This is a genomic window from Streptomyces cynarae (genome assembly GCF_025642135.1).
GTDB lineage: Bacteria > Actinomycetota > Actinomycetes > Streptomycetales > Streptomycetaceae > Streptomyces > Streptomyces cynarae.
The window spans coordinates 3849727-3872666 of the sequence record NZ_CP106793.1; the positions used below are offsets into that span (position 1 = coordinate 3849727).

Below are 22940 nucleotides of genomic sequence, written 5' to 3' on the forward strand. Positions count from 1 at the left end.
GGCGAAGGATCATGGGTCCATGACACGTGACGCTCTGACAGATGTCGCCGGTCTGCGCGTGGGTCACGCCACACGGATCGGGGACGGCTGGCTCACCGGCACCACGGTCGTCCTGGCTCCGGAGGGCGGCGCGGTCGCGGCGGTCGACGTGCGCGGGGGCGGACCCGGCACGAAGGAGACGGACGCGCTCGATCCACGCAACCTGGTGCAGAAGGTCGAGGCGGTCGTCCTGACCGGGGGCAGCGCCTACGGGCTCGACGCGGCGTCGGGCGTCATGGCCTGGCTGGAGGACCACGGCCGCGGGGTGCGGGTGGGCCCCGATCCGTCACACGTGGTGCCGGTCGTGCCGGCCGCCTGCGTCTTCGACCTGGGGCGCGGCGGTGACTTCAGGGCCCGCCCGGACGCGGCCATGGGCCGGGCGGCGGTCGAGGCGGCGGCCGCGAGCGAGCCGGGCGCGCCCGTGGCGGAGGGCTGCGTGGGCGCGGGCACCGGCGCGACGGTCGGACCGCTCAAGGGCGGTGTCGGCACCGCGAGCACCGTGCTGGACTCGGGGATCACGGTGGGCGCCCTGGTGGTGTGCAACGCGGTGGGCTCGGCGACGGACCCGGAGACGGGCGCGCTGTACGGGGAGTTGGTCCAGGGCCGGGTCGGGCGTCCGGCGCGGGAGGTGCACGAGGCCGCGCGGCGAAGGCTCGCCGAAACCGCCGCGCACCTCGCGCGCCCGCCGCTGAACACGACCCTCGCCGTGGTCGCGACCGACGCCGACCTCACCAAGGCGCAGGCGCAGAAGCTCGCAGGCGTGGCGCACGACGGTCTCGCGCGCGCCGTGCGGCCGGCGCACCTGCTGCACGACGGGGACACGGTGTTCGCGCTGGCGACCGGCGCCCGTCCGCTCGCCGCCACGGATCCCCTCGCGCTGAACGAGGTGCTGGCGGCGGGCGCGGACCTCGTGACGCGCGCGATCGTACGGGCGGTGCGCGCCGCAGAGTCGGTGGACGGACCGGGCGGGGCGTGGCCGTCGTACGGGGAGTTGTACGGCGCGGCAGAGACGATATGACGGGAGGGCATGAGAGGCCGAAAGGCCCCGGGGTGGCGGGCGATTGTCCCGGTTCTGTCACGTGAGGGCGTGCGGCGTGGCGGAGGGGAACCCTTCAGCGCGGCGTTCGCTCTCTTTCCACGTACACGAGCGGATCACGCAACCGAACGCACAGCCCGACGACCTGGAGAAGCCTGTGACAACGCCGGACATGCGAGCGCGGCGCGCGCTGGGGGCCTGTGCCGCCCTGGTGGTCGGCGCCCTGACCCTCACCGCCTGCGGCGGCAGCGCCACGGCCGACAACGACAAGGGCGGCAAGGACTCCCAGGAGTCCGCCAAGGTGTCCGCCGCCAGGATCACCATCTCCGCCAAGGACGGTTCGACCGGCGCGTCGATCAACACCACCGGAGTGAAGGTCAGCGACGGGAAGCTGACCCAGGTGAAGATGACGGCGGCCGGAACCGGCACCGCGGTGCCGGGGGAGATCTCCGCGGACGGGACGACCTGGAAGCCGAAGGAGCAGCTGGACCGCGGGACGAAGTACCAGATCTCGGCCACCGCCAAGGACGCCGACAACCGGGTCGCCGCCGCCAACTCCATCTTCACCACGGTCACTCAGGCGGGCAGCTTCATCGGCACGTACACGCCCGACGACGGGGCGACGGTCGGTGTCGGTATGCCGGTGTCCTTCACGTTCGACAAGGCGATCACCGACAGGAAGGCCGTGCAGTCGCACATCACGGTGACGTCCAGCAGCGGCCAGCAGGTGGTGGGGCACTGGTTCGACGCGCAGCGCCTGGACTTCCGGCCCGAGGAGTACTGGAAGGCCGGCTCCAAGGTCACGATGAAGATCGACCTGGACGGTGTGGCGGGCGCGAACGGCCTCCGCGGTGTGCAGAAGAAGACCGTCACGTTCACCATCGGGCGCTCCCAGGTCTCCACGGTCGACGTGAAGACCCAGACCATGACGGTCGTGCGGGACGGCAGGACCATCAAGACGATTCCCGTGTCGACCGGCAGCCCGCAGCACACGACGTACAACGGGCAGATGGTGATCTCGGAGAAGTTCCCGCAGACGCGCATGAACAGCCGGACGGTCGGCCTCGGCGGCGAGTACAACATCCCGGACGTGCCGCACGCGATGCGGCTGACGACCTCCGGGACCTTCATCCACGGCAATTACTGGTACAACCAGGGCAACCCGCCCTTCGGCCGTGAGGGCACCAGCCACGGCTGCGTCGGCATGCAGGACGTGCAGGGCGCGCAGGGGAACACGATCGCCAAGTGGTTCTACGACAACTCGCTCATCGGTGACGTCGTGGTCGTCGAGCACTCCCCCGACACGACGGTCGCACCGGACAACGGCCTCAACGGCTGGAACATGCCGTGGAGCGAGTGGACCACCGGAAGCACGGTGTGACCAGCCGCGCGATCAGCCCCATGAGCTGCCCTTCTTCCAGAGGCATATGACAGCGGATCAGGCCTCGCGGGAACATGCCGTGCGGCCCGTCCGTTTTCCCACCGTGGGTTTTCCCGGTTCTCGGGCACGAAGTCCGAGCAAGGGGCTACGGTATGCACCCACAAGGTGACATGCAGCAACGCCGGGAGAAACCTTGAGCGTTCCGTACGAGACGGCAGCGTACGAGCCGGCCGGGTCGCCGGAGTCCCCTGAGGAGCACCTCGCGCGACTCCTCGGCCGCGCCCTGAACTCCTTCGAGCTGCCCGACGAGACGATCGGGTGCCTGGACTGCGCGCTGGCGTACGACAGTTCACTGCACTCCGCGCACCACAGCGCGGGGCTGCACCGCGAGACCTACCGGCACACCTGGCTGCTCGCGGACGGCACGGCCGTCACCCTGTGGGAACTCGTCCACAACACGGCGCCGGGCGGCCATCTCGAGCACGAGGTGTACGTGGACGCGGAGGAGCTGCGCACCGCCACGGCCCGGCTCCCGCTGTCATCGGACACACCGGACTTCGAACTGCCGGTGCCGGCACAGCTGCCTCAGGTCCCCGAGCCCCGTCACGCCTACGTGCCCGACGACTCGGCGGACCACGCGCGCCGGCTGCTGCGCCGGGCGGAGAACCCGGACCGGCCGGGCGTGGACCTGTCGACGTTACTGCTGGACTCGGCCTTCGCGCACGAGATCACGCAGGCGTTCGGGCGGCCGCCCCGGGCCGGTCAGGCGGGGGCGGCGCTGTGCTTCTCGCTGTACGAGCACGCGTTCCTGCTGCAGGACGGCAGGGAGCTGTCCCTGTGGGAGGTCGAGCACACGGCGACACCGGACGGCCGGCACATGTGCGAGGTGTACGCGACCGAAGAGGCGGCCCGGGAGGCGATGGAGCGCCGCGCGGCGACGCTGGGCCAGCCGACGGACACCGTTCAGCGCCTGCCGGGGAACTAGCTTCCGGGGTGCCCCTGGGAGCGGCCGTCACGGAAGCGCCGTACCAGGTTGGCGAAAGCGTCCCGTTCGGCAGGGGTGAGGTGGACCGAGTCCCAGTGGGGGGCCGTCCATCGCTGCCGGGGGACACCGCGGAGGGTTCCGCGCCGGATCACGCCCTTGCGGTACTGGCGGTGCATTTGGAACAGGCCGATCACCCAGAGGCCGGTCGCTACGGCGGCGACGACCACGGAGACCACCAGAGGGATCGACTCGTGCGCGGACATGCCTCCAGTAGACACCACCAACCGGGCTTCCAGCACCGGACCGTGACCAATCTCGCAGGTGCGACCACTGTGATGAGTACGACGTCTAAGGCCAGTCGCGGCGAAGACGGGCAAAGGACGAGGTAAGCACGCCAATAAGGCGGTTGGGCCGCGCCCCTGTTGAGGGACGCGGCCCAACCGCGTTGTCACTGCCGCCGGATCAGGCGGCGACGGGCTGCTTGGAGTCACGGGCCGACACCGACGCTTCCGCGGCCTCCTTCGCGGAGCCCTCGGGGTTCTGCTTGCGCATGCCCTTCAGGATCACCACCAGGGCCGTGGTCACGCACACGCCGGCGACGAGGGCGAGCAGGTAGAGGAACGGGTTGCCGATCAGCGGGACCACGAAGATGCCGCCGTGCGGGGCGCGCAGCGTGGCGCCGAAGCCCATCGACAGGGCGCCGGTGATGGCGCCGCCGACCATGGACGAGGGGATGACGCGCAGCGGGTCGGCCGCCGCGAACGGGATCGCGCCCTCGGAGATGAAGGAGGCTCCGAGCACCCAGGCGGCCTTGCCGTTCTCGCGCTCGGTGTGCGTGAAGAGCTTGCCGCGCACGGTGGTGGCCAGCGCCATCGCCAGCGGCGGGACCATACCGGCGGCCATCACCGCGGCCATGATCTTCATCGCGGAGTCGCTCGGGTTGGAGACCGCGATACCGGCGGTGGCGAAGGTGTACGCGACCTTGTTGACCGGGCCGCCGAGGTCGAAGCACATCATCACGCCGAGCAGGGCGCCGAGCAGGATGGCGTTGGTGCCGGAGAGGCTGTTCAGCCAGTCGGTCATGCCCTTCTGCGCGGAGGCGATGGGCTTGCCTATCACGACGAACATCAGGAACCCGACGATCGCCGAGGAGATCAGCGGGATCACCACCACCGGCATGATGCCGCGCAGCGCCGGCGGGATCTTGACCTTCTGGATCCCCATCACCACGCCACCGGCGATGAGGCCGGCCACCAGGCCGCCCAGGAAGCCCGCGTTGATGGTGGACGCGATCATGCCGCCCACGAATCCGGGGACCAGGCCGGGCCTGTCCGCCATGCCGTAGGCGATGTAGCCCGCCAGGACCGGGACGAGGAAGCCGAACGCCACGGCGCCGATCTGGAACAGCAGCGCCGCCCAGCTGTCCGTCTGCGTCCACACGAAGTGGTCCATGACGGAGGGCGCCGACTTGATCTTGTAGCCGCCGATCGCGAAGCCGAGGGCGATGAGCAGACCACCCGCGGCGACGAACGGGACCATGTAGCTCACGCCGGACATCAGCCACTTGCGCAGCTTGGTGCCGTACCCCTCGCCGGACTCGCCGGCGCGCTCCACGGGCGTACCGCCGGTGGCGGGAGCGGTCACCTCGCCGCGCTCGGCCTTCGCGCGCACCTCGGCGATGAGCTCGGCGGGCCGGTTGATGCCCGCCTTCACGCCCACGTCGACGGTCGGCTTGCCGGCGAAGCGGTCCTTCTCCCGCACGGGGACGTCATGGGCGAAGATCACCGCGTCCGCCGCCGTGATGACGGCCGGGTCGAGCCGGGTGAAGCCGGCCGAGCCCTGCGTCTCGACGACGAGTTCGACACCCGCCTCGCGGCCCGCGTTCTCCAGCGACTCGGCGGCCATGTAGGTGTGGGCGATACCGGTCGGGCAGGAGGTGACGGCGACGATACGGAACGGGCGCCCGTCCGCCTCCTCACCGGCCGCCTCCGAGGAGACGGCGGAGGTGGCGGGCTCCTCGGCCACCGCCGGGGCCTCGGCCGCAGCCGGAGCCTGAGCCGCCGCGGGAGCCTCGTCGCCGCGGATGAGCGCGGCCGCGGCCGCCGCGTCCTTCACGGACCGCAGCGCGGAGGTGAACTCGGTGTTCATCAGCTGGCGGGCCAGTGAGGACAGGATCGTCAGGTGCGCGTCGTCCGCGCCCGCCGGGGCGGCGATCAGGAAGATCAGGTCGGCCGGGCCGTCCGCGGCACCGAAGTCGATGCCCCGGGCGCTGCGCCCGAAGCCGAGGGTCGGCTCGGTGACGTGCTCGCTGCGACAGTGCGGTATGCCGATGCCGCCGTCGAGGCCGGTCGGCATCTGCGCCTCGCGGGCGGCCACGTCGGCGAGGAAGCCCTCGAGGTCGGTCACCCGGCCCTGGGCCACCATCCGCTCGGCGAGGGCACGGGCCGCCGCTTCCTTGGTCTCGGCGGACAGGTCGAGGTCGACCAGGTCCGCGGTGATCATCTCGCTCATCGCGGGCTCCTTCGCACGCGTATCGCCCGGGGGTTGTCGTGGGCGGTGGTGGGGACGGGGGTGAGGTGAGGTGCTACGGGGAGGGAGGGGGCGGCGGGGCCGGGGAAACCCCGCCTTCGGGTGGCTGCGGCGAGCGCGAGGGCCCCCTGCCGCCGCGTCGGGTGCGCGCTCATGAGACGGGCTCCGTCAACACGCGGTCCACGGGTACCTCCGACGTGACGGTGACGGCGGAGAGGTCGAGGTCGGCGGGGGTCGGCATCACGCTGCCGGGCAGCTGGACCGCCGCGGCGCCATGGGCGACGGCCGAGACCAGGGCCTCCGGGCCGCTGCCGCCCGCGATCAGGAAACCGGCGAGCGAGGAGTCACCGGCCCCGACGTTGGAGCGTACGGCATCGACGCGGGCGCTGCCGAACCATGTGCCGGCGGCGTTGACCAGCAGTTGTCCGTCCGCGCCGAGGCTCGCGAGCACGGCGCCCGCGCCCATCGAGCGCAGCTCCTCGGCCGCCTTGGCCGCATCGCCCACCGTGACGAGGGGGCGCCCGACGGCCTCCGCGAGTTCCTCGGCGTTCGGCTTCACCACGTCGGGGCGCTCGCGCAGTGCTTCGAGGAGCGCGGGACCGGAGGTGTCGAGCGCGATCCGGGCGCCCGCGGCGTGGGCACGGGCCACCAGGTCGGCGTACCAGGACGGGGCGAGACCGCGCGGGAGGCTGCCGCAGCAGGTGATCCAGGTGGTGTCGGCCGCCTGGTACTGCGCGCGGACCGTCTCCAGGAGGAGTTCGGCCTCGGCGGGGGACAGTTCCGGACCGGGCGCGTTGATCTTGGTGAGGGTGCCGTCGGGTTCGGCGACCGCGATGTTGGAGCGGGTGACTCCGGTGATCGGGACCGGTGCGACGTCGATGCCCTGGGAGTGCAGCAGGTTGGCGACGAGGGCGCCCGGCGCACCGCCCAGGGGCAGGACCGCGACCGTGCGCTGCCCGGCGGCCGCGACCGCGCGTGAGACGTTCACTCCCTTGCCGCCCGGGTCCACCTGTTCCCCGGTGGCCCGGATGACCTCGCCGCGGTCCAGGGACGGGACCTCGTACGTGCGGTCGAGGGAGGGGTTCGGGGTGACGGTGAGAATCATGCGCGCACTACTTCCGTGCCGCCGCGCTCGATCGCGGTGGCGTCCTCGGGGCTCAGCCCGCTGTCGGTGATCAGCAGGTCCACATCACCGAGGTTGCCGAAACGTGCGAAGTGCTCCTGGCCGTGCTTGGAGGAGTCGGCGAGCAGCACCACCCGGCGCGCGGCGCGGATCGCCGCACGCTTGACGGCGGCCTCGGCGAGGTCGGGCGTGGTCAGTCCGTGGTCGGCGGAGAAGCCGTTGGCGGCGATGAACACGACGTCGGCGCGGATCTCCCCGTAGGCGCGCAGCGCCCAGGCGTCCACGGCGGCGCGCGTACGGTGCCGGACGCGCCCGCCGACCAGATGGAGCTGGATGCCGGGGTGGTCCGCGAGGCGCGCCGCGGTGGGCAGGCTGTGCGTGACGACGGTGAGCTGCGCGTCCAGCGGGATCGCCCCCGCCAGCCGTGCGACCGTCGAACCGGCGTCGAGGATCATCGTGCCCCCGCTCGGCAGCTCCGCGAGGGCCGCCTTGGCGATCCGGTCCTTCTCGTCGGCCGCGGTGGACTCCCGTTCGGCCAGATCCGGCTCGAAGTCGAGGCGCCCGGCGGGGATGGCACCCCCGTGCACGCGGCGCAGGAGGCCCGCCCGGTCGAGGGCCTTCAGGTCGCGGCGGATGGTCTCGGCCGTGACCTGGAACTCCTCGGCCAGCGAGACGACATCGACCCGGCCGCCGTCACGGGCGAGCCGCAGGATCTCCTGCTGTCGCTCCGGCGCGTACATGTCTGTTCACCTCCGACCATGCCCGAACGTGTGGTTTCAGGTCGGAGGCTACGTCCGAATTTCCGGAAAGTAAACAGGTTGGGGCTACAGAACGGACACGAACGGGCGCGGTGCGCTGCGCCGACTTGCGGGCTCGGCTACCGGGCCGCCCCGACGGGTTGTGCGCCGTCCGCGGGCTGTGTGTGGTTGCTCGCGCCGCTCCCCGCGCCCCTTTCGGGGCCCTCCGCGGCACCGTCCTCGGCACCGCCCTCGACATGCTGCGCCGGCCGCTTGGGCAGCGCGAACATCAGCAGGAAGATCACCAGCATCACCGCCGCCACCCACCCGAGCGCGTGCTGGAAGGCGTGCACGAAGGCCGGGCCCACCTGTGCGGGGGTCAGCCGGTCGCCGATCTCGCCGAAGAAGACCACCGACACGAGCCCGAGGCCGAGCGCGTTGCCCATCTGCTGCACCGTGTTGATCAGGCCGGACGCCGATCCGGAGTGCTCGCGGGGCACCTCGGACAGGATCGCGTCCGTCAGCGGGGCGACGATCAGCCCCATGCCCACGCCCATGACCACCAGCGGCAGCGCCATCTGCCAGGAGGCGATCGACTGGCCGTACCGGTGGGCCTCCGCCATGTAGAGGAGCACGCCCGCCGCCATCACCAGCGCGCCCGCCTGCAGCACCTTGCGGCCGAAGCGCGGGACCAGCTTCTGCACCGACATCCCGGCCGCGGTGGAGACCGCGATCGAGAACGGCACGCCCGTCAGTCCGGCCCGCAGCGCGCTCCAGCCGAGGCCGACCTGCATGTACAGCGTCCAGACCAGGAAGAACACGCCGAGGCCGACGCCGAACACCGTCTGCACCGCGATGCCCGCCGCGAAGCTCTTCACCCGGAACAGGGACAGTTCGACCAGCGGGGAACCGTCGCGCGCGGTCTTGCGCTTCTCGTACGCCACCAGCGCACCGAAGACGACGAACGCACCCGCCATCGACGCGTACCCCCACAGCGGCCAGCCCAGCTCCCGGCCACGGGTGAGCGGGTAGAGCAGCATCAGCAGGCCGAGCGTGACCAGGGCGACGCCGGCGAGGTCGAGGCGCAGGGCCCTCGGAGCCTTTGACTCTGTGATGAAGCGCCGGCCCAGGAGGTACGCGACCACGCCGACCGGCAGGTTGATCAGGAAGATGGGCCGCCACTGGAGCCCGAACAGGTTCCACTCGGTGAGCAGCGCGCCGAGGAGCGGCCCGGAGACGGCACCCAGCCCGACGATCGCGCCGAACAGGCCGAAGACCTTGCCCCGCTCGTGCGCCGGGAAGGTGGCGTGCACGATCGACAGCACCTGCGGCACCATCATGGCGGCCATCGCGCCCTGGAGGATCCGCGAGGCGACGAGCATCTCCGGGTTCGCGGCGAAGCCGCACAGCGCCGAGGCGAGCGTGAAGCCGCCGATGCCGATCAGGAAGAGGCGTTTGCGGCCGTGGATGTCGCCGAGCCGGCCGCCGGTGATGAGTCCCGCGGCGAAGGCGAGGGCGTAACCGGCGGTGATCCACTGGATCTGGCTGAACGAGGCGCCCGCGTCCCGCTGGATCGACGGGATGGCGATGTTGACGATCGTGACGTCGACAAGGTCCATGAAGGCCGCGGTCATCACGATCGCGAGCGCGAACCAGCGTCGGCGGTCGCCCGCGCCGACCGTACGGCTGCTGAGTGTCTCGGTGGAGGTCATGCCCTGAAGCTAGGGGCCGATTAGGTCAGATCGCGTCCTAGTTCTCAGGCATCCTCGACACATGACAACCGACACTCCGGCACGGCTCCTCCAGTTGCTGTCCCTCCTGCAGACACCGCGCGAGTGGCCCGGCGGCGAGCTCGCCGAGCGGCTCGGGGTGTCCCGTCGCACCGTGCGGCGTGACATCGACCGGCTGCGCGAGCTCGGCTATCCCGTGGAGGCCAGCAAGGGGGCCGACGGCGGTTACCGGCTGGTCGCCGGAAAGGCCATGCCACCGCTGGTGCTCGACGACGAGGAGGCCGTCGCCATCGCGGTCGGGCTCCGGGCGGGCGCCGGGCACGCGGTGGAGGGCGTGGAGGAGGCCTCGGTACGGGCCCTGGCCAAGCTGGAGCAGGTGCTGCCGAGCCGGCTGCGCCACCGCGTCACCACGCTCCAGGCCGCCACCACCGCTCTGGCCAGCGGCGACGGGGCGAGCATCGCGCCGGAGACGCTGACCGTGATGGCTTCGGCGATCGCGGGCCGGGAGCGGCTGCGGTTCGCGTACCGCTCCGGGGACGGCACACCCTCGCGGCGCCTGGCGGAGCCGTACCGGCTGGTGTCGACGGGGCGCCGCTGGTACCTCGTCGCCTACGACCTGGAGCGCGAGGACTGGCGTACGTTCCGGGTCGACCGGGTCACCGAGCCGTTCGCGACGGGTGCCCGGTTCACGCCGCGGGAACTGCCGACCGGGAGTGCGGCGGAGTATCTGCGGCAGTCGGTGTACCGGCGGCAGGAGACCTTCGAGTTCGAGGCGACCTTCGCGGCCCCCGCCGACTTCGTCGCGGCGCGCATACCCCGGTGGGTCGGCGCCCCGGAACCGCTCGACGAGCACAGTTGCCGACTGCGGGGCGTGGCGAGCGACTCGGTGGAGTGGCTGGCCGTACGGCTCGCGCTGGTGGACTGCGAGTTCACGGTGCACCGTCCGGCCGACCTCGTCGCTTCGGTACGGGACCTGGGGGCGCGGCTGAGCCGGGCGGCCGGGTGAGGGCGCGGCTGGGCCGGGTGGCGGAGTGCGGCTGCGGCTGAGCCGGGCGGCGGGGTGAGGGCGCGGCTGGGCCGCCCTCTCACGGGGAGTCCGGCTCGGCCGCCCTCTCACGGGGAGTCCGGCTCGGCCGCCCTCTCACGGGGAGTCCGGCTCGGCCGCCGTCCACGGGAAGTCCCGCAGGGCGTCCAGGTTGCGTACGGCGAGTGCGGCGGGCCCGCCCGGGCCGCCGGCCGGTGTGTCGCCCGCGGCCCAGCTCTCCACCGCCACGCGGACGGCCGCACTGGCCACGGCGGCGGCGAACCGGAGGGACGGGGTGACCTGACCCGGCGTTCCGTCACCCGCCCGTGCCGCGAGCACCTCCGCCAGCTTCCGCTCGGCCGCCTGGCAGATCTCCGCCCACACCTTGGTCAGCGCGGGGTGGGACTCGGTGAGGCGCAGCAGGGTGCGGACCCACTCCAGGGACGTGGCGGACACACCGGTGCCCGGGGTGAGGGTGTGCCGCACCGCGTGACGCAGGGCCTCGGCGACGGTGAGGCCGGCGGGGGCTTCGCGGACGGCGTCGGTCCACCGGTGGGCGCCCGCAGTGAAGAGCGGTGCGAGCGCTTCCTCCTTGGTCGCGAAGTAGCGGTAGAAGGTGCGCGGGGCGATCCCGGCGGCGCGGGCGATGTCCTCGGCGCGGGTGGCACGCAGGCCGTTCGCCATGAACAGCCCCGCGGCGGCCCGGGCGATCTCCATACGGGTCGCCGCCTTGCGCCGCTCGGTCAGGGACGTGCCACGTGCGGTACTGCTCATGAACGGCAGGTTATGCCGCTGTGGCACAATCTGCCATCCGGGCCGCCCCGGGGTTCAGGTCCGGGGCGACCCGTCGACGTGCCCCTGCCGTGACCGGACATACGAAGAGCCGGTCCCCGGCGCCAGGGGGGAGTGGCGCCGGGGACCGGCCCGGGGAGAGTCCCGGCGCCGGGGGGAGTGCGTCGGGACTCGGCTCTGTGGTTGGACGAACCGTGCGGTCGCGGGACCCGGAGGTCTTGTGCCCCGGACCCGCGTGTTCGATGCGGGGCAACTGCACCGTCGTTACGCCGCCGCGTCGAAGCCGGTCTGGCGGGCCAGCTTCTTCAGCTCCAGCAGGGCGTGCTTCTCGATCTGGCGGATGCGCTCACGCGTCAGGCCGTGCTCCTTGCCGACCTCCGTCAGCGTGCGCTCCCGACCGTCCTCGATGCCGTACCGCATCTTGATGATCGAGGCCGTGCGGTCGTCGAGCCGGCCGATCAGGTCGTCCAACTCCTCGCTGCGCAGCAGCGTGAGCACCGACTGCTCCGGCGACACCGCGGAGGTGTCCTCGAGCAGGTCGCCGAACTGGGTCTCGCCCTCGTCGTCCACCGACATGTTCAGCGAGACGGGGTCACGCGCCCAGTCGAGGACGTCGCTGATGCGCTCCGCCGACGAGTCCAGCTCGGCCGCGATCTCGGCGGGCTCGGGGTCCCGGCCGTTCTCACGGTTGAACTCCCGCTGGACGCGGCGGATGCGGCCCAGCTCCTCGACAAGGTGGACGGGCAGCCGGATGGTGCGCGACTGGTCCGCTATCGACCGCGTGATCGCCTGACGGATCCACCAGGTGGCGTAGGTGGAGAACTTGAAGCCCTTGCGGTAGTCGAACTTCTCGACGGCGCGCACCAGGCCCGCGTTCCCCTCCTGGATCAGGTCGAGCAGCGGCAGGCCGCTGCGCGGATAGCGGCGCGCGACGGCGACGACCAGTCGGAGGTTGGAGCGGATGAAGATGTCCTTGGCCCGCTCCCCCTCGGCGACCAGGGCCTCGAGCTCCTCACGGGTGGCATCCGCCTTGGCCTCCTCCTCACCGTCGAGGATCTGCCGTGCGAACACGCCCGCCTCGATGATCTGTGAGAGCTCGACCTCCTTGGCGGCGTCGAGCAGGGGCGTACGCGCGATCTCGTCGAGGTACATGCCGACCAGGTCGCGGTCGGCGATGTCTCCGCCCTGGGCGCGAACACTGCTTGCCGCGGCGTCGATGGTTTCGCCCTCGGCGGCCTGGCGACGGGCGACGGCACGGGTTGCCATGCGTGCTCCCTTGCGTTGGGGGTCCCCCCCGCTCGAGCGAAGCCGAGAGTGGGGGAGGGCTAGCGGATGGTCTGGTAACGATTCGGCCACCCTTCCGGGTGCCCGGCATCCGAAGGAAACAACGACTGGAATCCGGACAGAATTCCCAACCCGCCCCTCATTTTTTCTGATCATGCAGTACCCTGTCCCGCCACACTGGGAGGCGGGGCAATGGCAGAGAGTAGTCGCGTGCAGGTCAGGTCGGGAGCGGAGAGCGACCTCGAAGCTCTCACGGACATCTACAACCACTACGTCCGTGAGACGCCGATCACATTCGACACCACGGCCTTCACGGCGGAGGAGCGCCGCCCCTGGCTGCTCTCCCACCCTGAAGACGGGCCGCACCGGTTGATGGTTGCCGCGGACGCCGAGTCACAGGAGATCCTGGGGTACGCCACATCCAGCCCCTTCCGCCCGAAGCCGGCGTACGCGACCTCGGTCGAGGTCACGATCTACCTCGCCCCGCACGCGACCGGCCGCGGCGTCGGCGGGCACCTCTACAGGGCCCTCTTCGAGGCCCTGGCGGGCGAGGACCTGCACCGCGCGTACGCGGGCATCGCCCAGCCCAACGAAGCGTCCGTGCGCCTGCACGAACGCTTCGGTTTCCGCCACGTCGGCACCTACCGGGAGGTGGGCCGCAAGTTCGGGCGGTACTGGGACGTGGCCTGGTACGAGAAGGACCTCCAGCAGGGCCTTCATCGGGACGTCTAGCTGGAGCCGGCGTCCGGCCACCGTCATCCGAACTGCACCGACCGCTTCGCCATTCCCATCCAGAAGCCGTCGATCACGGATCTCTGGGCGTCGAGCTCACCGCCGGCCTCCGCCGCGCCCATCGTCACGAACAGCGGGGCGAAGTGCTCGGTGCGCGGGTGGGCGTAGCGGCCGGCCGGGGCCTTGTTCAGGAAGTCCAGCAGGGCGTCCCAGTCGCGCGTCTCCAGGGCGCGGCGGCCCCAGTCGTCGAACTCCGAGGACCAGGTGGGCACTCCCCCGCCCGCGTGCCGCAGGGCGGCCAGGTTGTGGGTGAAGAAGCCGGAGCCGACGATCAGGACGCCCTCGTCGCGCAGCGGGGCCAGCTTGCGGCCGATCTCCATCAGCTTCACCGGGTCCAGGGTCGGCATGGAGATCTGCAGGACCGGGATGTCGGCCTCGGGGAACATCTCGACGAGCGGGACGTACGCGCCGTGGTCCAGGCCGCGGTCCGGGATGTCCTGGACGGGGGTGCCGGGGGCGTGCAGCAGCTTGCGGACGGCTTCGGCGAGCTGCGGGGCGCCCGGGGCCTCGTACCGGACCCGGTAGTAGTGCTCGGGGAAGCCCCAGAAGTCGTAGACCAGCGGAACAGTGCGCGTCGCACCGAGGGCGAGCGGGGCCTCCTCCCAGTGGGCCGAGACCATCAGGATCGCCTTGGGGCGCGGCAGGTCGGCGGACCAGGCGGCGAGCTGGCCGGGCCAGACCGGGTCGTCGGCCAGCGGGGGCGCACCGTGGCTCAGGTAGAGGGCGGGCATGCGCTGGGGCGCGGTGCGCTCCTCGACGGCGGCGGACATGACGGCGGCTCCCTTCGTGCGGCAACGGTGCGACGTGCCCCTGAAGATGCGATTGCTTGAAGTCTCAAGCTCTCTCATTCGCGAGGGTACGCCCCACTTGTTTAAATTTCAAGAAGGCGCCTCGTACAGTGGAGTCATGAAGACGGCACCCGCTGAGGACACTCGCTGGCTCACCGACGAGGAGCAGCGCATCTGGCGTGCGTACATGCACGCCGTCACCCTTCTCGAGGACCACCTCGACCGCCAGCTGCAGCGCGACGCGGGAATGCCGCACGTCTACTACGGACTGCTCGTCCAGCTCGCCGAGGCGCCGCGGCGGCGGCTGCGGATGACCGAGCTGGCCATGCGGGCGAAGATCACGCGCTCCCGGCTCTCGCACGCCGTCGCGCGCCTGGAGAAGAGCGGCTGGGTGCGGCGCGAGGAGTGTCCCTCCGACAAGCGGGGGCAGCTCGCGGTCCTCACGGACGAGGGGTACGAGGTGCTGGCGCGCACCGCGCCCGGCCATGTGGCGGCCGTACGCCAGGCCCTGTTCGACCGGCTCACCCCCGAGCAGCAGAAGTCCCTCGGCGAGATCATGTCGATCATCGCGGAGGGACTGCAGCCCAAGGACGCGGAGGCGGACCTGCCCTGGCTCCGCTGAGCCGCGGGCGGACGCTCACAGACGGGCCCACCCCGCCCGCACCGGACACGGGTCGGCCCTCGACCCGCACCGATCACGAATCCGCCCCACCCGCACCGGACACGGCTCCGCCCCGGCCCCGCCGGATCGGCGGAGCCGGGGCGGACCCCCTTCATGCGTACGGCCGAGACGTCCCCTTCCTCGTCCGTACATTCATGCTCGGTTCTCTACGGGTACCCCTGCCAAGGCGCCTCAGTGGGCGACCACCGGGACGGCCAGGTCGTCCCGGGCGCCCTCCTCGGAGCCGGAGACGGTGGTCGAGCCGGGGGTGCCGGCGTTGACCAGGGTCACCACGATCACCGCGGCGAGCACCAGCATGCCGACGGCGAACCAGATCGCGTTGGTGTAGCCGTGCACCTGGCCCTGCAGCGCCACCAGCTGCTGCTGGGACTTGGACGTCGCGCCGGCGATGTGGTCCTTGATGTACGACGTCGTCGCGGACGCGGCGATCGTGTTCAGCAGGGCCGTGCCGATCGCGCCGCCCACCTGCTGCGAGGTGTTGACCATCGCGGAGGCGACACCGGCGTCCCGGGGCTCGACGCCGAGCGTGGCCAGGGACATGGCCGGCATGAACGCCGTACCCATGCCGAGACCGAGCAGCACCATGGCCGGCAGGATCGTCGAGGCGTACGAGGAGCCGATCTCCAGCTGGGTCATCAGCAGCATGCCGACCGAGGCGACCAGGAAGCCGGGGCCCATCAGCGCCCGGGCCGGGACCCGGGTCATCAGCCGGGTGCCGATCTGGGTGGAGCCGACCATCATGCCGGCGATCATCGGCAGGAAGGCGAAGCCGGTCTTGATCGGCGAGAAGCCCTTCACGACCTGGAGGTAGTAGGTCAGGAAGAGGAAGGTGCCGAACATCGCGATGATGGCGATGCCGAGCGAGAGGTAGATGCCGCCGCGGTTGCGGTCGGTGACCACGCGCAGGGGCAGGAGCGGGGCCTTCACCCTGGCCTCGGTGACGACGAAGGCCAGCAGGAGGACCGCGGAGGCGACGAACAGGCCGACGGTCAGCGAGTCGCCCCAGCCGTCGGACTCGGCGCGGGTGAAGCCGTACACCAGCGAGACCAGGCCGAGGGTGGACAGCAGGACGCCGGGGATGTCGAGCGGGTTGCGGTTGCGGCCGCCCTCCGGCTCACGGATGACGAAGTACGCGCCCAGCGCGGCGACCACGGCGAACGGAATGTTGACGAAGAACGTCCAGCGCCAGTCCAGGTACTCGGTCAGCACACCGCCGAGAATGAAGCCGACGGCGCCGCCACCACCGGCGATCGCGCCGTAGATGCCGAACGCCTTGGCGCGCTCCTTGGCGTCCGTGAACATCACGGCGAGCAGGGAGAGCGCGGCCGGGGCGAGCATGGCGCCGAAGACGCCCTGGAGGGCGCGGGCGCCGAACATCATCGCGCCCGTGGTCGCCGCGCCGCCGAGCGCGGAGGCGGCGGCGAAGCCGGTCAGGCCTATGACGAAGGCGCGCTTGCGGCCCCACAGGTCGGCGATCCGGCCGCCGAAGAGGAGGAGACCGCCGAAGGCGAGGGCGTAGGCCGTGACGACCCACTGCCGGTTGCCGTCGGATATCCCCAGGTCCTGCTGGGCGGACGGGAGGGCGATGTTCACGATGGTGGCGTCGAGGACGACCATCAGCTGGGCGAGCGCGATGAAGACGAGCGCCCTCCAGCGGTTGGCGTCAGGGACGCCGGGGGCCGTTGAGGCTGTTTGAGACATGGAGGTACCCACTCCGGGACGTCGTAGAGGAAAAAGGGTGACGGTCGGTGACGGCTCGTCGTCGTTGACGGCCGGAAGCTCTGCTGTGAGGGATGACTTGGGTGGAGCGCTGAACTAATCGCTACGGATGCCTACTGATCGCTCAGGCCTGGCGAAGCTCCTCCACGGTCACGGCCGTGCCCGGCAGCCTGGAGCGGGCCGGTGCCCGCAGACCGTCCAGGAACAGCTGAAGGTGGCGGTGGACGAAACGGTCGACACTGAAGCACGCGGTACCGGCCGGGGGGCGGCTGAGCTGGGCCACGACGACCATCAGGTCACCGACGCCCACGTCGGGACGGAGCGTGCCGGCCGCCTTGGCGCGGTCCATGAGCTCCTGGACGAGCCGCTCGATGCGCTCGCGTGCCGCTTCCAGGTCCGGGTGGTGCTTGTCGAACGTGCCGGAGAGCATCGGGCACAGCGCGCTGACCCGCTCGTCGGCGGCGGCGTGTGCGAAGCGCTCCAGCGCCTCGAAGGGGTCGGTGTCCTCGGCCAGCGCCTGTTCCGCGACCTCGGAGGTACGGTCCATGACCGAGCAGACGACCTCGCGGACGAGGGCGTCGCGGTCGGGGAAGTTGCGGTACACCGTGGCGTTGCCGACGCCGGCCCGACGGGCGATCTCGTCGAACGGCACGTCGGGGCCGAACTCGACGAACATCTCCCGGGCGGCGATGACGATCCGCTCCCGGTTGCGCAGGGCATCGGCCCGGGGCCGGGACGCCCGTCGCTGCACGGGGGTGGCGGTCTGCACGGCGTACTCCTGGGTGAGTGGCTTGGTGATCGCGATCCGGGGATTCAGTCCCCGTTTCGCTCGGACACAGGTCTAAACGGGGAATCGATCCCCGGTTATTTCACCAACACGGGGCAATTTCATGTGACCTGAGTCACATCACATCGGCGCTGGGCGGCTCCCACACCTCCCCGCCCCCAGCGTCACCCCTGCCCCGCCCTCGAACCCCTCGTTCGGCCTCCCTCAACGCGCGTCCCCGCACCCCCCGGCACAGGGTGATCGCAAGGGTGCAGCCGGTGAGGCGCGGCTGCCGTGGAGCGAAGGGCCACCGCATGCAGCCGTCCCGCCGCCGGATACGCCCGCGCCGCGCCGCCTCGCTCGCCTCGGTCACCGTTCTGACGCTGGCGGTCTCCACCTCCGCCGGCACGGCACATCTGACGGCGGGCTCCACGACGGCGGGCCCCATAGCCCCGGCCCGCTCCTCGACGCTGCGTCCCTGCATGCTCCACGGTCACAACCGCGTGCTGATGCCGGAGAGCATCCCCACCCCCTCCGGCTACGCCCGCTCCACCGGCACCGTCCACGCCCTGAACCTGATGATCGACTTCTCCGACGCGCCCGGACAGGGCAGCGCGCTCGACCGGCTGGCGGAGTTCGTCCCGCAGACCCGTCAGTGGTTCACCACCAGTTCCTACGGCCGCCTCGACTACCGCACCGAGGCCCCTATACGCCACTGGCTGCGCATGCCCAAGCCGTTCAGGGCGTACGGCATACAGCGCGGCGCCCCCTTCGACCCCGGCTACCGCGAACTCGTGCAGGACCTCGTGACCGCCGCCGACCCCGAGGTCGACTTCCGCCACTACGACCTGGTGAACGTACTCGTCACCCCGAACGCCGGCCCCTCCGCCCTGGACACCGTCCTGTCGGTGACCTTCGCCGGCAACGCCGAGGCCCCGGTCGCCGACGGCGTCCCCGTCTCCAACGCGTCCTTCATCTACAGCCGCCAGGACGACGGCTCCGGCTCCTACCCCCAGACCGGCTTCCGGGTCCTGCCCCACGAGAACGGCCACATCTTCGGCCTGCCCGACCTCTACACCCAGGAGGGCGGCGGCGCCGTCGGGCACTGGGACATCATGAGCGAGGACTGGGGCGCCAACAACGACATGCTGGCCTGGCACAAGTGGAAGCTCGGCTGGCTCGACGACTCCCAGATCGCCTGTGTGACCGCGCACGGCTCATGGCAGTACACGCTGACCCCGCTGGCCCGCGCCGGCGGCCGCAAACTGGTCTTCCTGCCGTTCAGCTCCAGGGCGGGCTACGCCCTGGAGCTGCGCACCCGCGAGGGCAACGACGCGGCGGTGTGCCGGCCCGGCATCCTCATCTACCGGGTCGACGCGGACGTCGACACCGGCAACGGCCCCATCCAGGTCTACGACTCCACACGCGACAGCGGCGGCTGCACCCGCAGCCCGAACGTGCAGGCCGAGCTGTCCGACGCGCCGTTCGTGCCCGGGCAGAGCTTCGCGGACCCCAAGGAGGGGATCGTCATCACCGTCGAGGCGAAGGCGCCCTCCGGTGACTACCGGGTACGGGTGACGCGGCGCTGACGCGCCCGGAGGTGTCCCACCGAAGGCATACGGGGGGTCGGGGCGCCCTGCGCCGTATGTGAACACGGCGCAGGCGGCCGGCCCCGCATTACCGTGACCCCATGCTCCCGAACGTCACCCCGGCCCCGGACAGCGCCGCCCCCACCGAAGCCGTCGCCCCCCTCATGCGCGGCCTCAAAGTGCTGCGCCGGCTCACCGACGCCGACGGCAGCTGCAGCCTCAGCGCCCTGGAGCGGGCCAGCGGGCTCGCCCGGTCCACGGTCGACCGGATCACGGCGACCCTCGCCCGTATGGAGTACGTCCGGCTGGACGGCCGGGACGTCGTGCTCGCGCCGCGGCTGATGGAGCTGGGCAACGCCTACCTCGCGGCGCTGCGGCTGCCGAAGCTGCTGGACGCGCACGCGGACGCGCTCGCCGACGAGCTGGACGAGTCGGTGTCGCTCGCGGTCGCCGACCTGGACGGCATCCGCTTCATCCACCAGGCGACCCGGCGCCGCGCGATGTCGCTGAGCTTCCGCATCGGCGATCTGCTGCCCGCGGAACGCACGGCTCCGGGGCCGCTGTTCGCGACCGAGTGGGACGAGGAGGACTGGGCACGGTGGCACGCGCGGCGGGCGGCGGACCCGGAGGACCGCCGCTTCCCGGCGGTGCCGGCACGCAGCCGCCCGCTCGACGGCTCCGACCGCTCGGTGGGCGACGACTTCGAGGAGCGCACCGGGCAGGCGCGGGCACGGGGGTGGGCGCTGGACGACCAGTTGATCGAGCCGGGCCTGGTGGCGCTGTCCCTGCCCGTGCGGGCGGAGGACGGCAGGATCGCCTGCGTGGTGAGCGTGGTGAGCCACACCAGCCGGCACACGGCGGACGATCTGCGCCGGTCGCTGCTGCCGCGGCTGCGCACGGCGGTCGGGGCGATGGAGCGGGAGCTGCGCGAGGCCCCGGCCGCCGTGCCGACGGCGCCGTCGGGGCTCGCGGCCTGGACGGGGGCGTCGAAGCAGGAGCTGGGGCGGGAGTTCGTGGAGTCGCTGGCCCGCGGGCTGACGGTGATCACGTCGTTCGGTGAGGGCCGCTCCGAGCTGACGCTGACGGAGGTGGCCGAGGCGACGGGGCTGGCACGGGCCACGGCACGGCGGGCGCTCATCACCTTGGAGCACCTGGGCTACGTCACCGTGCACGGCCGCTTCTTCCGGCTCACCCCGCGCGTCCTGGGCCTCGGCTTCCCACCGCTGTCGCGGACAACCCTGTCGGACATCGCGACCCCGCACCTGACCGCCCTGTCCGACCGGGTGCACGAGTCGACCTCCTTGGCGGTGCTGACGGGCGACGACATCCAGTACACGGCCCGGGTGGCGCCGAGCCGCATCATGAGCGTCAACATCACGGTCGGCGCCCGGCTGCCGGCCTACGCGACCTCGCTGGGCCGGGTGATGCTGGCGGACCTCCCGCAGCCGCCGCTGCCGGAGCCGGCCCCGCTGACGCGGCTGACGGTCACGGACCCGGCCGAACTGAGGGAGGTGCTGGAGCGCGTACGGCGCGAGGGATACGCCCTGGTCGACGGGGAGCTGGAGGAGGGGCTGCGGTCGATCGCGGTCCCGGTGCGGGATCGCGGGGGCCGGGTGGTGGCGGCGGTCAACGTGGCCATGCACAGCAGCCGCCGTACGTCCGAGGAGTGCCTGACGGACATCCTGCCGCAGCTGCACGCGACGGCGGCGCGGATCGAGGCGGACCTGCGGGTGGCCGGGCGGTTCCGGAGGGTGCCGAACAGCTGACGGGGCGACGGTCTGCGACCCTGCGCCCTCGCGACCTCGCGCCCTCACCCGTATGACCTCATGCCCTTGCGTGCTCGCGCCCTTGCGCCCCCGCGACGGGAACGGGCGAACCGATCAGACGACCTCGGCGGGTCTCCCTGTGGCCACCACCCTGCGCTGCGTCGGCGCCGTGGCGATGCGCGGCAGGAGCAGCGACCAGAAACGGGTGAGCGTGATACGCGACAGCCAGCGCACGTCGCGCCCGCCCAGCTCGGCGAAACCGACCGTCGCGCCGACCACCGTGGCGACGAGGTCCCGGGGTGCGACGTCGGAGAGGAGCTGCTCCCTCGCGCACCGGGCGACTATGTCCTCCACCCAGGCGTGCCACCGCTCGTGGAGGCTCACACCGCGACCGGCGTCCTCCGCGACACCGTCGAGGGAGAACCCCGCGCGCAGCACGAGGTCCTGACGCAGGCTCAGCAGCAGAGCGTGGCTCGTGTCGACCAGTGCCTGAAGCGAACCGCCGAGCTGGGGCGGCGGTCGCTCGGCGGAGACGATCCGGTCGAACCGTTCGGCCGCCGCGCCCCGCACCGCCGCGGCGAGGGCGGCCTTGCTGGGGAAGTGGAAGTGCAGCGCGCCGTTGCTGACCCCGGCCCTGGCGCTGATCGCCGCCAGCGAGACCACCTCGTAGCCGTCGCGGCTGAACAGTTCGGCGGCGGACTCGATCAAGGCGTTGCGCGTGCGGACAGCACGTTCCTGCTTGGCCATCAGACGCTCCGTTGCTGCGCGGGTACGCTCAGGGTAACAAACCGTCCGTGCGGTTTTCAGCTCGGGCGGCTTGGTCGGCTCGGCCGACTCGGCGGCTCGGCCGGCTCGGGTCCGCCCGGCTCTCGACCGGCTCGGTCAGCTGGGGCGGAGCACGACGGGCAGGGCCCCGTATCCATGGACGATGAAGGACCGCACCGGTTCGATCCCGTCGAGCGGCATGGCCGCCTCCAGGTCCGGGAAGCGGGTGAAGAGCGCCGCCAGGGCGGACGTCGCCTCCAGCCGGGCCAGCGGTGCGCCCAGGCAGCGGTGGACACCGTGTCCGAAGGCCAGGTCGTCCCTCCGGCCGGACCGCAGCACGTCGAGGACGCCCACGTCGTCCCCGTACGCCTCGGGGTCCGAGGCCGCACCCGCGAAGGAGACCAGGATCGGATCGCCCTTCCTGATGAGCACCCCGTCGAGCTCGATGTCCTCGACGGCGAACCGCATCGGCGAGTACGCGGCTGGCGCGTGCGTGCGCAGCGTCTCGGCCACCACGTCGGCCCAGTCCGCACGGCCCTGACGGACGTGCGCCAGCTGCTCCGGGTGGGCGCACAGCGCGCCGACGGCGTTGGTGATGAGCGTGCAGGTCGTCTCCTGGCCCGCAGCGATCATCAGGTAGAGCGTGCCGAGGAGTTCCTGCTCGCTCAGCCGGCCGTCGTCGCTGTCACGGACCTCGATCAGCGCGGTGGTCAGATCGTCGGCAGGCCTGGCCCGTTTCCCCGCGACCAGCTCGCCGAGCATTCCGAAGACCCGCACCTGTGCCGCGGCCATCTCGGCCCCGGGCACGGCCGTACCGAACACCAACTCCAGGTCGGCGCAGAGCGGTTCGCGCGTCTCCTCGGCGACGCCGAACAGCTCGCAGATGACTCGCATCGGCAGCACCTTGGCGAACCGGTCCCGCAGGTCCACCACTTCGCCGTCCGGCAACGCCTCCAGCTCGTCGAGCAGTTCTCCGGTGAGCTGTTCGACGCGGGGCCGCAGCGCCTCGGTACGACGGACGGTGAAGGCGGCGGCGACCAGTCGGCGCAGCCGGGCATGGCTGTCACCGTGGGCGAAGAGCATGTTCTCGTTCGCCACCCACGGGTACAGCGGCCAGTCCTCGCCTATGCGGCCGGCGACGAAGTCGGGCCAGTGCCGACGGGCGTCCTTCGAGACGCGGGGATCCGTCAGGAGGCGCTTGACGTACTTCTGCCGTACGACGGCCCAGGCGCGCACCCCGCCCGGCAGCTCCACCTCGACGGCTGGTCCCTGCGACCGTAACCGCGCGGTCTCGCCCGCCAGGTCACGTCCGGTCACGTCAAGGGCGTACGGGCACGCGGTCATGTCCATGGGGGTGCACTCCGTTCGATGGTCGGTCGGCCCTTCGGCTTTCGACGCGGTGCGCCGGCGGAG

General features: G+C 71.7%; 20 protein-coding genes. 8 read left to right on the forward strand and 12 right to left on the reverse strand.

The genetic code is table 11. From position 1 onward, the window contains the following. Positions 1-19: 19 nt before the first annotated feature. The 3 genes from N8I84_RS17650 to N8I84_RS17660 all read left to right on the forward strand — a co-directional run bounded on the left by N8I84_RS17650 (position 20) and on the right by N8I84_RS17660 (position 3441). Positions 20-1057: a P1 family peptidase gene (locus N8I84_RS17650; protein ID WP_263230429.1), complete on the forward strand. Its 1038-nt coding sequence runs from the start codon at positions 20-22 to the stop codon at positions 1055-1057. A gap of 190 nt (positions 1058-1247) precedes the next feature. Beyond that, positions 1248-2456, forward strand: coding sequence for a L,D-transpeptidase (locus N8I84_RS17655; RefSeq protein ID WP_263230430.1), 1209 nt, complete (start codon positions 1248-1250; stop codon positions 2454-2456). Positions 2457-2649: 193 nt separating this feature from the next. Beyond that, positions 2650-3441 (forward strand): DUF6227 family protein, encoded by a 792-nt coding sequence (locus N8I84_RS17660; RefSeq protein ID WP_263230431.1) that lies wholly within the window; start codon positions 2650-2652, stop codon positions 3439-3441. On the opposite strand, the gene N8I84_RS17665 is transcribed toward N8I84_RS17660, so the two are convergent. From N8I84_RS17665 to N8I84_RS17685, 5 genes are all read right to left on the reverse strand, one after another. Further along, positions 3438-3704 (reverse strand): hypothetical protein, encoded by a 267-nt coding sequence (locus tag N8I84_RS17665; RefSeq protein WP_263230432.1) that lies wholly within the window; start codon positions 3702-3704, stop codon positions 3438-3440. The two genes, N8I84_RS17660 and N8I84_RS17665, sit on opposite strands and share 4 nt — an antisense overlap. Positions 3705-3903: 199 nt before the next feature. Beyond that, positions 3904-5952, reverse strand: coding sequence for a PTS fructose transporter subunit IIABC (locus tag N8I84_RS17670; RefSeq protein ID WP_263230433.1), 2049 nt, complete (start codon positions 5950-5952; stop codon positions 3904-3906). A gap of 169 nt (positions 5953-6121) precedes the next feature. After that, the gene (gene pfkB, locus N8I84_RS17675) at positions 6122-7075 is read right to left on the reverse strand and encodes a 1-phosphofructokinase (protein ID WP_263230434.1); all 954 of its coding nucleotides are present in this window, start codon (positions 7073-7075) and stop codon (positions 6122-6124) included. Continuing rightward, a complete protein-coding gene (locus N8I84_RS17680) occupies positions 7072-7833 on the reverse strand; it encodes a DeoR/GlpR family DNA-binding transcription regulator (RefSeq protein ID WP_263230435.1) in 762 nt (253 codons plus the stop codon). Before N8I84_RS17680 ends, pfkB begins: the two co-directional genes overlap by 4 nt. Before the next feature lie 137 nt (positions 7834-7970). Beyond that, the gene (locus N8I84_RS17685; RefSeq protein ID WP_263230436.1) at positions 7971-9542 is read right to left on the reverse strand and encodes an MFS transporter; all 1572 of its coding nucleotides are present in this window, start codon (positions 9540-9542) and stop codon (positions 7971-7973) included. 61 nt (positions 9543-9603) lie between these two features. On the opposite strand from N8I84_RS17685, the gene N8I84_RS17690 reads away from it, so the two are divergent. Further along, on the forward strand, positions 9604-10566 hold the full coding sequence (locus tag N8I84_RS17690; protein WP_263230437.1) for a helix-turn-helix transcriptional regulator: 963 nt from the start codon (positions 9604-9606) through the stop codon (positions 10564-10566). A gap of 135 nt (positions 10567-10701) precedes the next feature. Here N8I84_RS17690 and N8I84_RS17695 read toward each other — a convergent pair whose 3' ends face one another. Together N8I84_RS17695 and N8I84_RS17700 are read right to left on the reverse strand one after the other, a co-directional pair. Next, positions 10702-11358 carry a TetR/AcrR family transcriptional regulator gene (locus tag N8I84_RS17695; protein WP_390898909.1) on the reverse strand — a complete coding sequence of 219 codons (657 nt, stop codon included), beginning with the start codon at positions 11356-11358 and terminating at the stop codon, positions 10702-10704. A gap of 282 nt (positions 11359-11640) precedes the next feature. Next, on the reverse strand, positions 11641-12642 hold the full coding sequence (locus tag N8I84_RS17700; protein ID WP_200420740.1) for a sigma-70 family RNA polymerase sigma factor: 1002 nt from the start codon (positions 12640-12642) through the stop codon (positions 11641-11643). A gap of 210 nt (positions 12643-12852) precedes the next feature. Here N8I84_RS17700 and N8I84_RS17705 point away from each other — a divergent pair, with 210 nt between their 5' ends. Continuing rightward, positions 12853-13392: a GNAT family N-acetyltransferase gene (locus N8I84_RS17705; protein ID WP_263230438.1), complete on the forward strand. Its 540-nt coding sequence runs from the start codon at positions 12853-12855 to the stop codon at positions 13390-13392. A gap of 23 nt (positions 13393-13415) precedes the next feature. Here the strand turns inward: N8I84_RS17705 and N8I84_RS17710 are convergent, their stop codons facing one another. Next, a complete protein-coding gene (locus tag N8I84_RS17710; protein WP_263230439.1) occupies positions 13416-14222 on the reverse strand; it encodes a dioxygenase family protein in 807 nt (268 codons plus the stop codon). A gap of 136 nt (positions 14223-14358) precedes the next feature. On the opposite strand from N8I84_RS17710, the gene N8I84_RS17715 reads away from it, so the two are divergent. Further along, on the forward strand, positions 14359-14862 hold the full coding sequence (locus N8I84_RS17715; protein WP_263230440.1) for a MarR family winged helix-turn-helix transcriptional regulator: 504 nt from the start codon (positions 14359-14361) through the stop codon (positions 14860-14862). A 231-nt stretch (positions 14863-15093) separates the two neighbouring features. Here N8I84_RS17715 and N8I84_RS17720 read toward each other — a convergent pair whose 3' ends face one another. Together N8I84_RS17720 and N8I84_RS17725 are read right to left on the reverse strand one after the other, a co-directional pair. Next, positions 15094-16623 (reverse strand): MFS transporter, encoded by a 1530-nt coding sequence (locus N8I84_RS17720; protein ID WP_263230441.1) that lies wholly within the window; start codon positions 16621-16623, stop codon positions 15094-15096. Positions 16624-16765: 142 nt separating this feature from the next. Next, on the reverse strand, positions 16766-17410 hold the full coding sequence (locus tag N8I84_RS17725) for a TetR/AcrR family transcriptional regulator (RefSeq protein WP_263230442.1): 645 nt from the start codon (positions 17408-17410) through the stop codon (positions 16766-16768). 311 nt (positions 17411-17721) lie between these two features. On the opposite strand from N8I84_RS17725, the gene N8I84_RS17730 reads away from it, so the two are divergent. Both N8I84_RS17730 and N8I84_RS17735 read left to right on the forward strand, forming a co-directional pair. Beyond that, positions 17722-18996, forward strand: a complete 1275-nt coding sequence (locus tag N8I84_RS17730) for a M6 family metalloprotease domain-containing protein (protein ID WP_263230443.1) — start codon at positions 17722-17724, stop codon at positions 18994-18996. 101 nt (positions 18997-19097) lie between these two features. Further along, positions 19098-20762, forward strand: a complete 1665-nt coding sequence (locus N8I84_RS17735; RefSeq protein ID WP_263230444.1) for an IclR family transcriptional regulator domain-containing protein — start codon at positions 19098-19100, stop codon at positions 20760-20762. Between the two features lie 114 nt (positions 20763-20876). On the opposite strand, the gene N8I84_RS17740 is transcribed toward N8I84_RS17735, so the two are convergent. Together N8I84_RS17740 and N8I84_RS17745 are read right to left on the reverse strand one after the other, a co-directional pair. Then, positions 20877-21509: a ScbR family autoregulator-binding transcription factor gene (locus N8I84_RS17740; RefSeq protein WP_263230445.1), complete on the reverse strand. Its 633-nt coding sequence runs from the start codon at positions 21507-21509 to the stop codon at positions 20877-20879. 135 nt (positions 21510-21644) lie between these two features. Further along, positions 21645-22877 (reverse strand): cytochrome P450 family protein, encoded by a 1233-nt coding sequence (locus tag N8I84_RS17745; RefSeq protein WP_263230446.1) that lies wholly within the window; start codon positions 22875-22877, stop codon positions 21645-21647. Between the last annotated feature and the right edge of the window lie 63 nt (positions 22878-22940).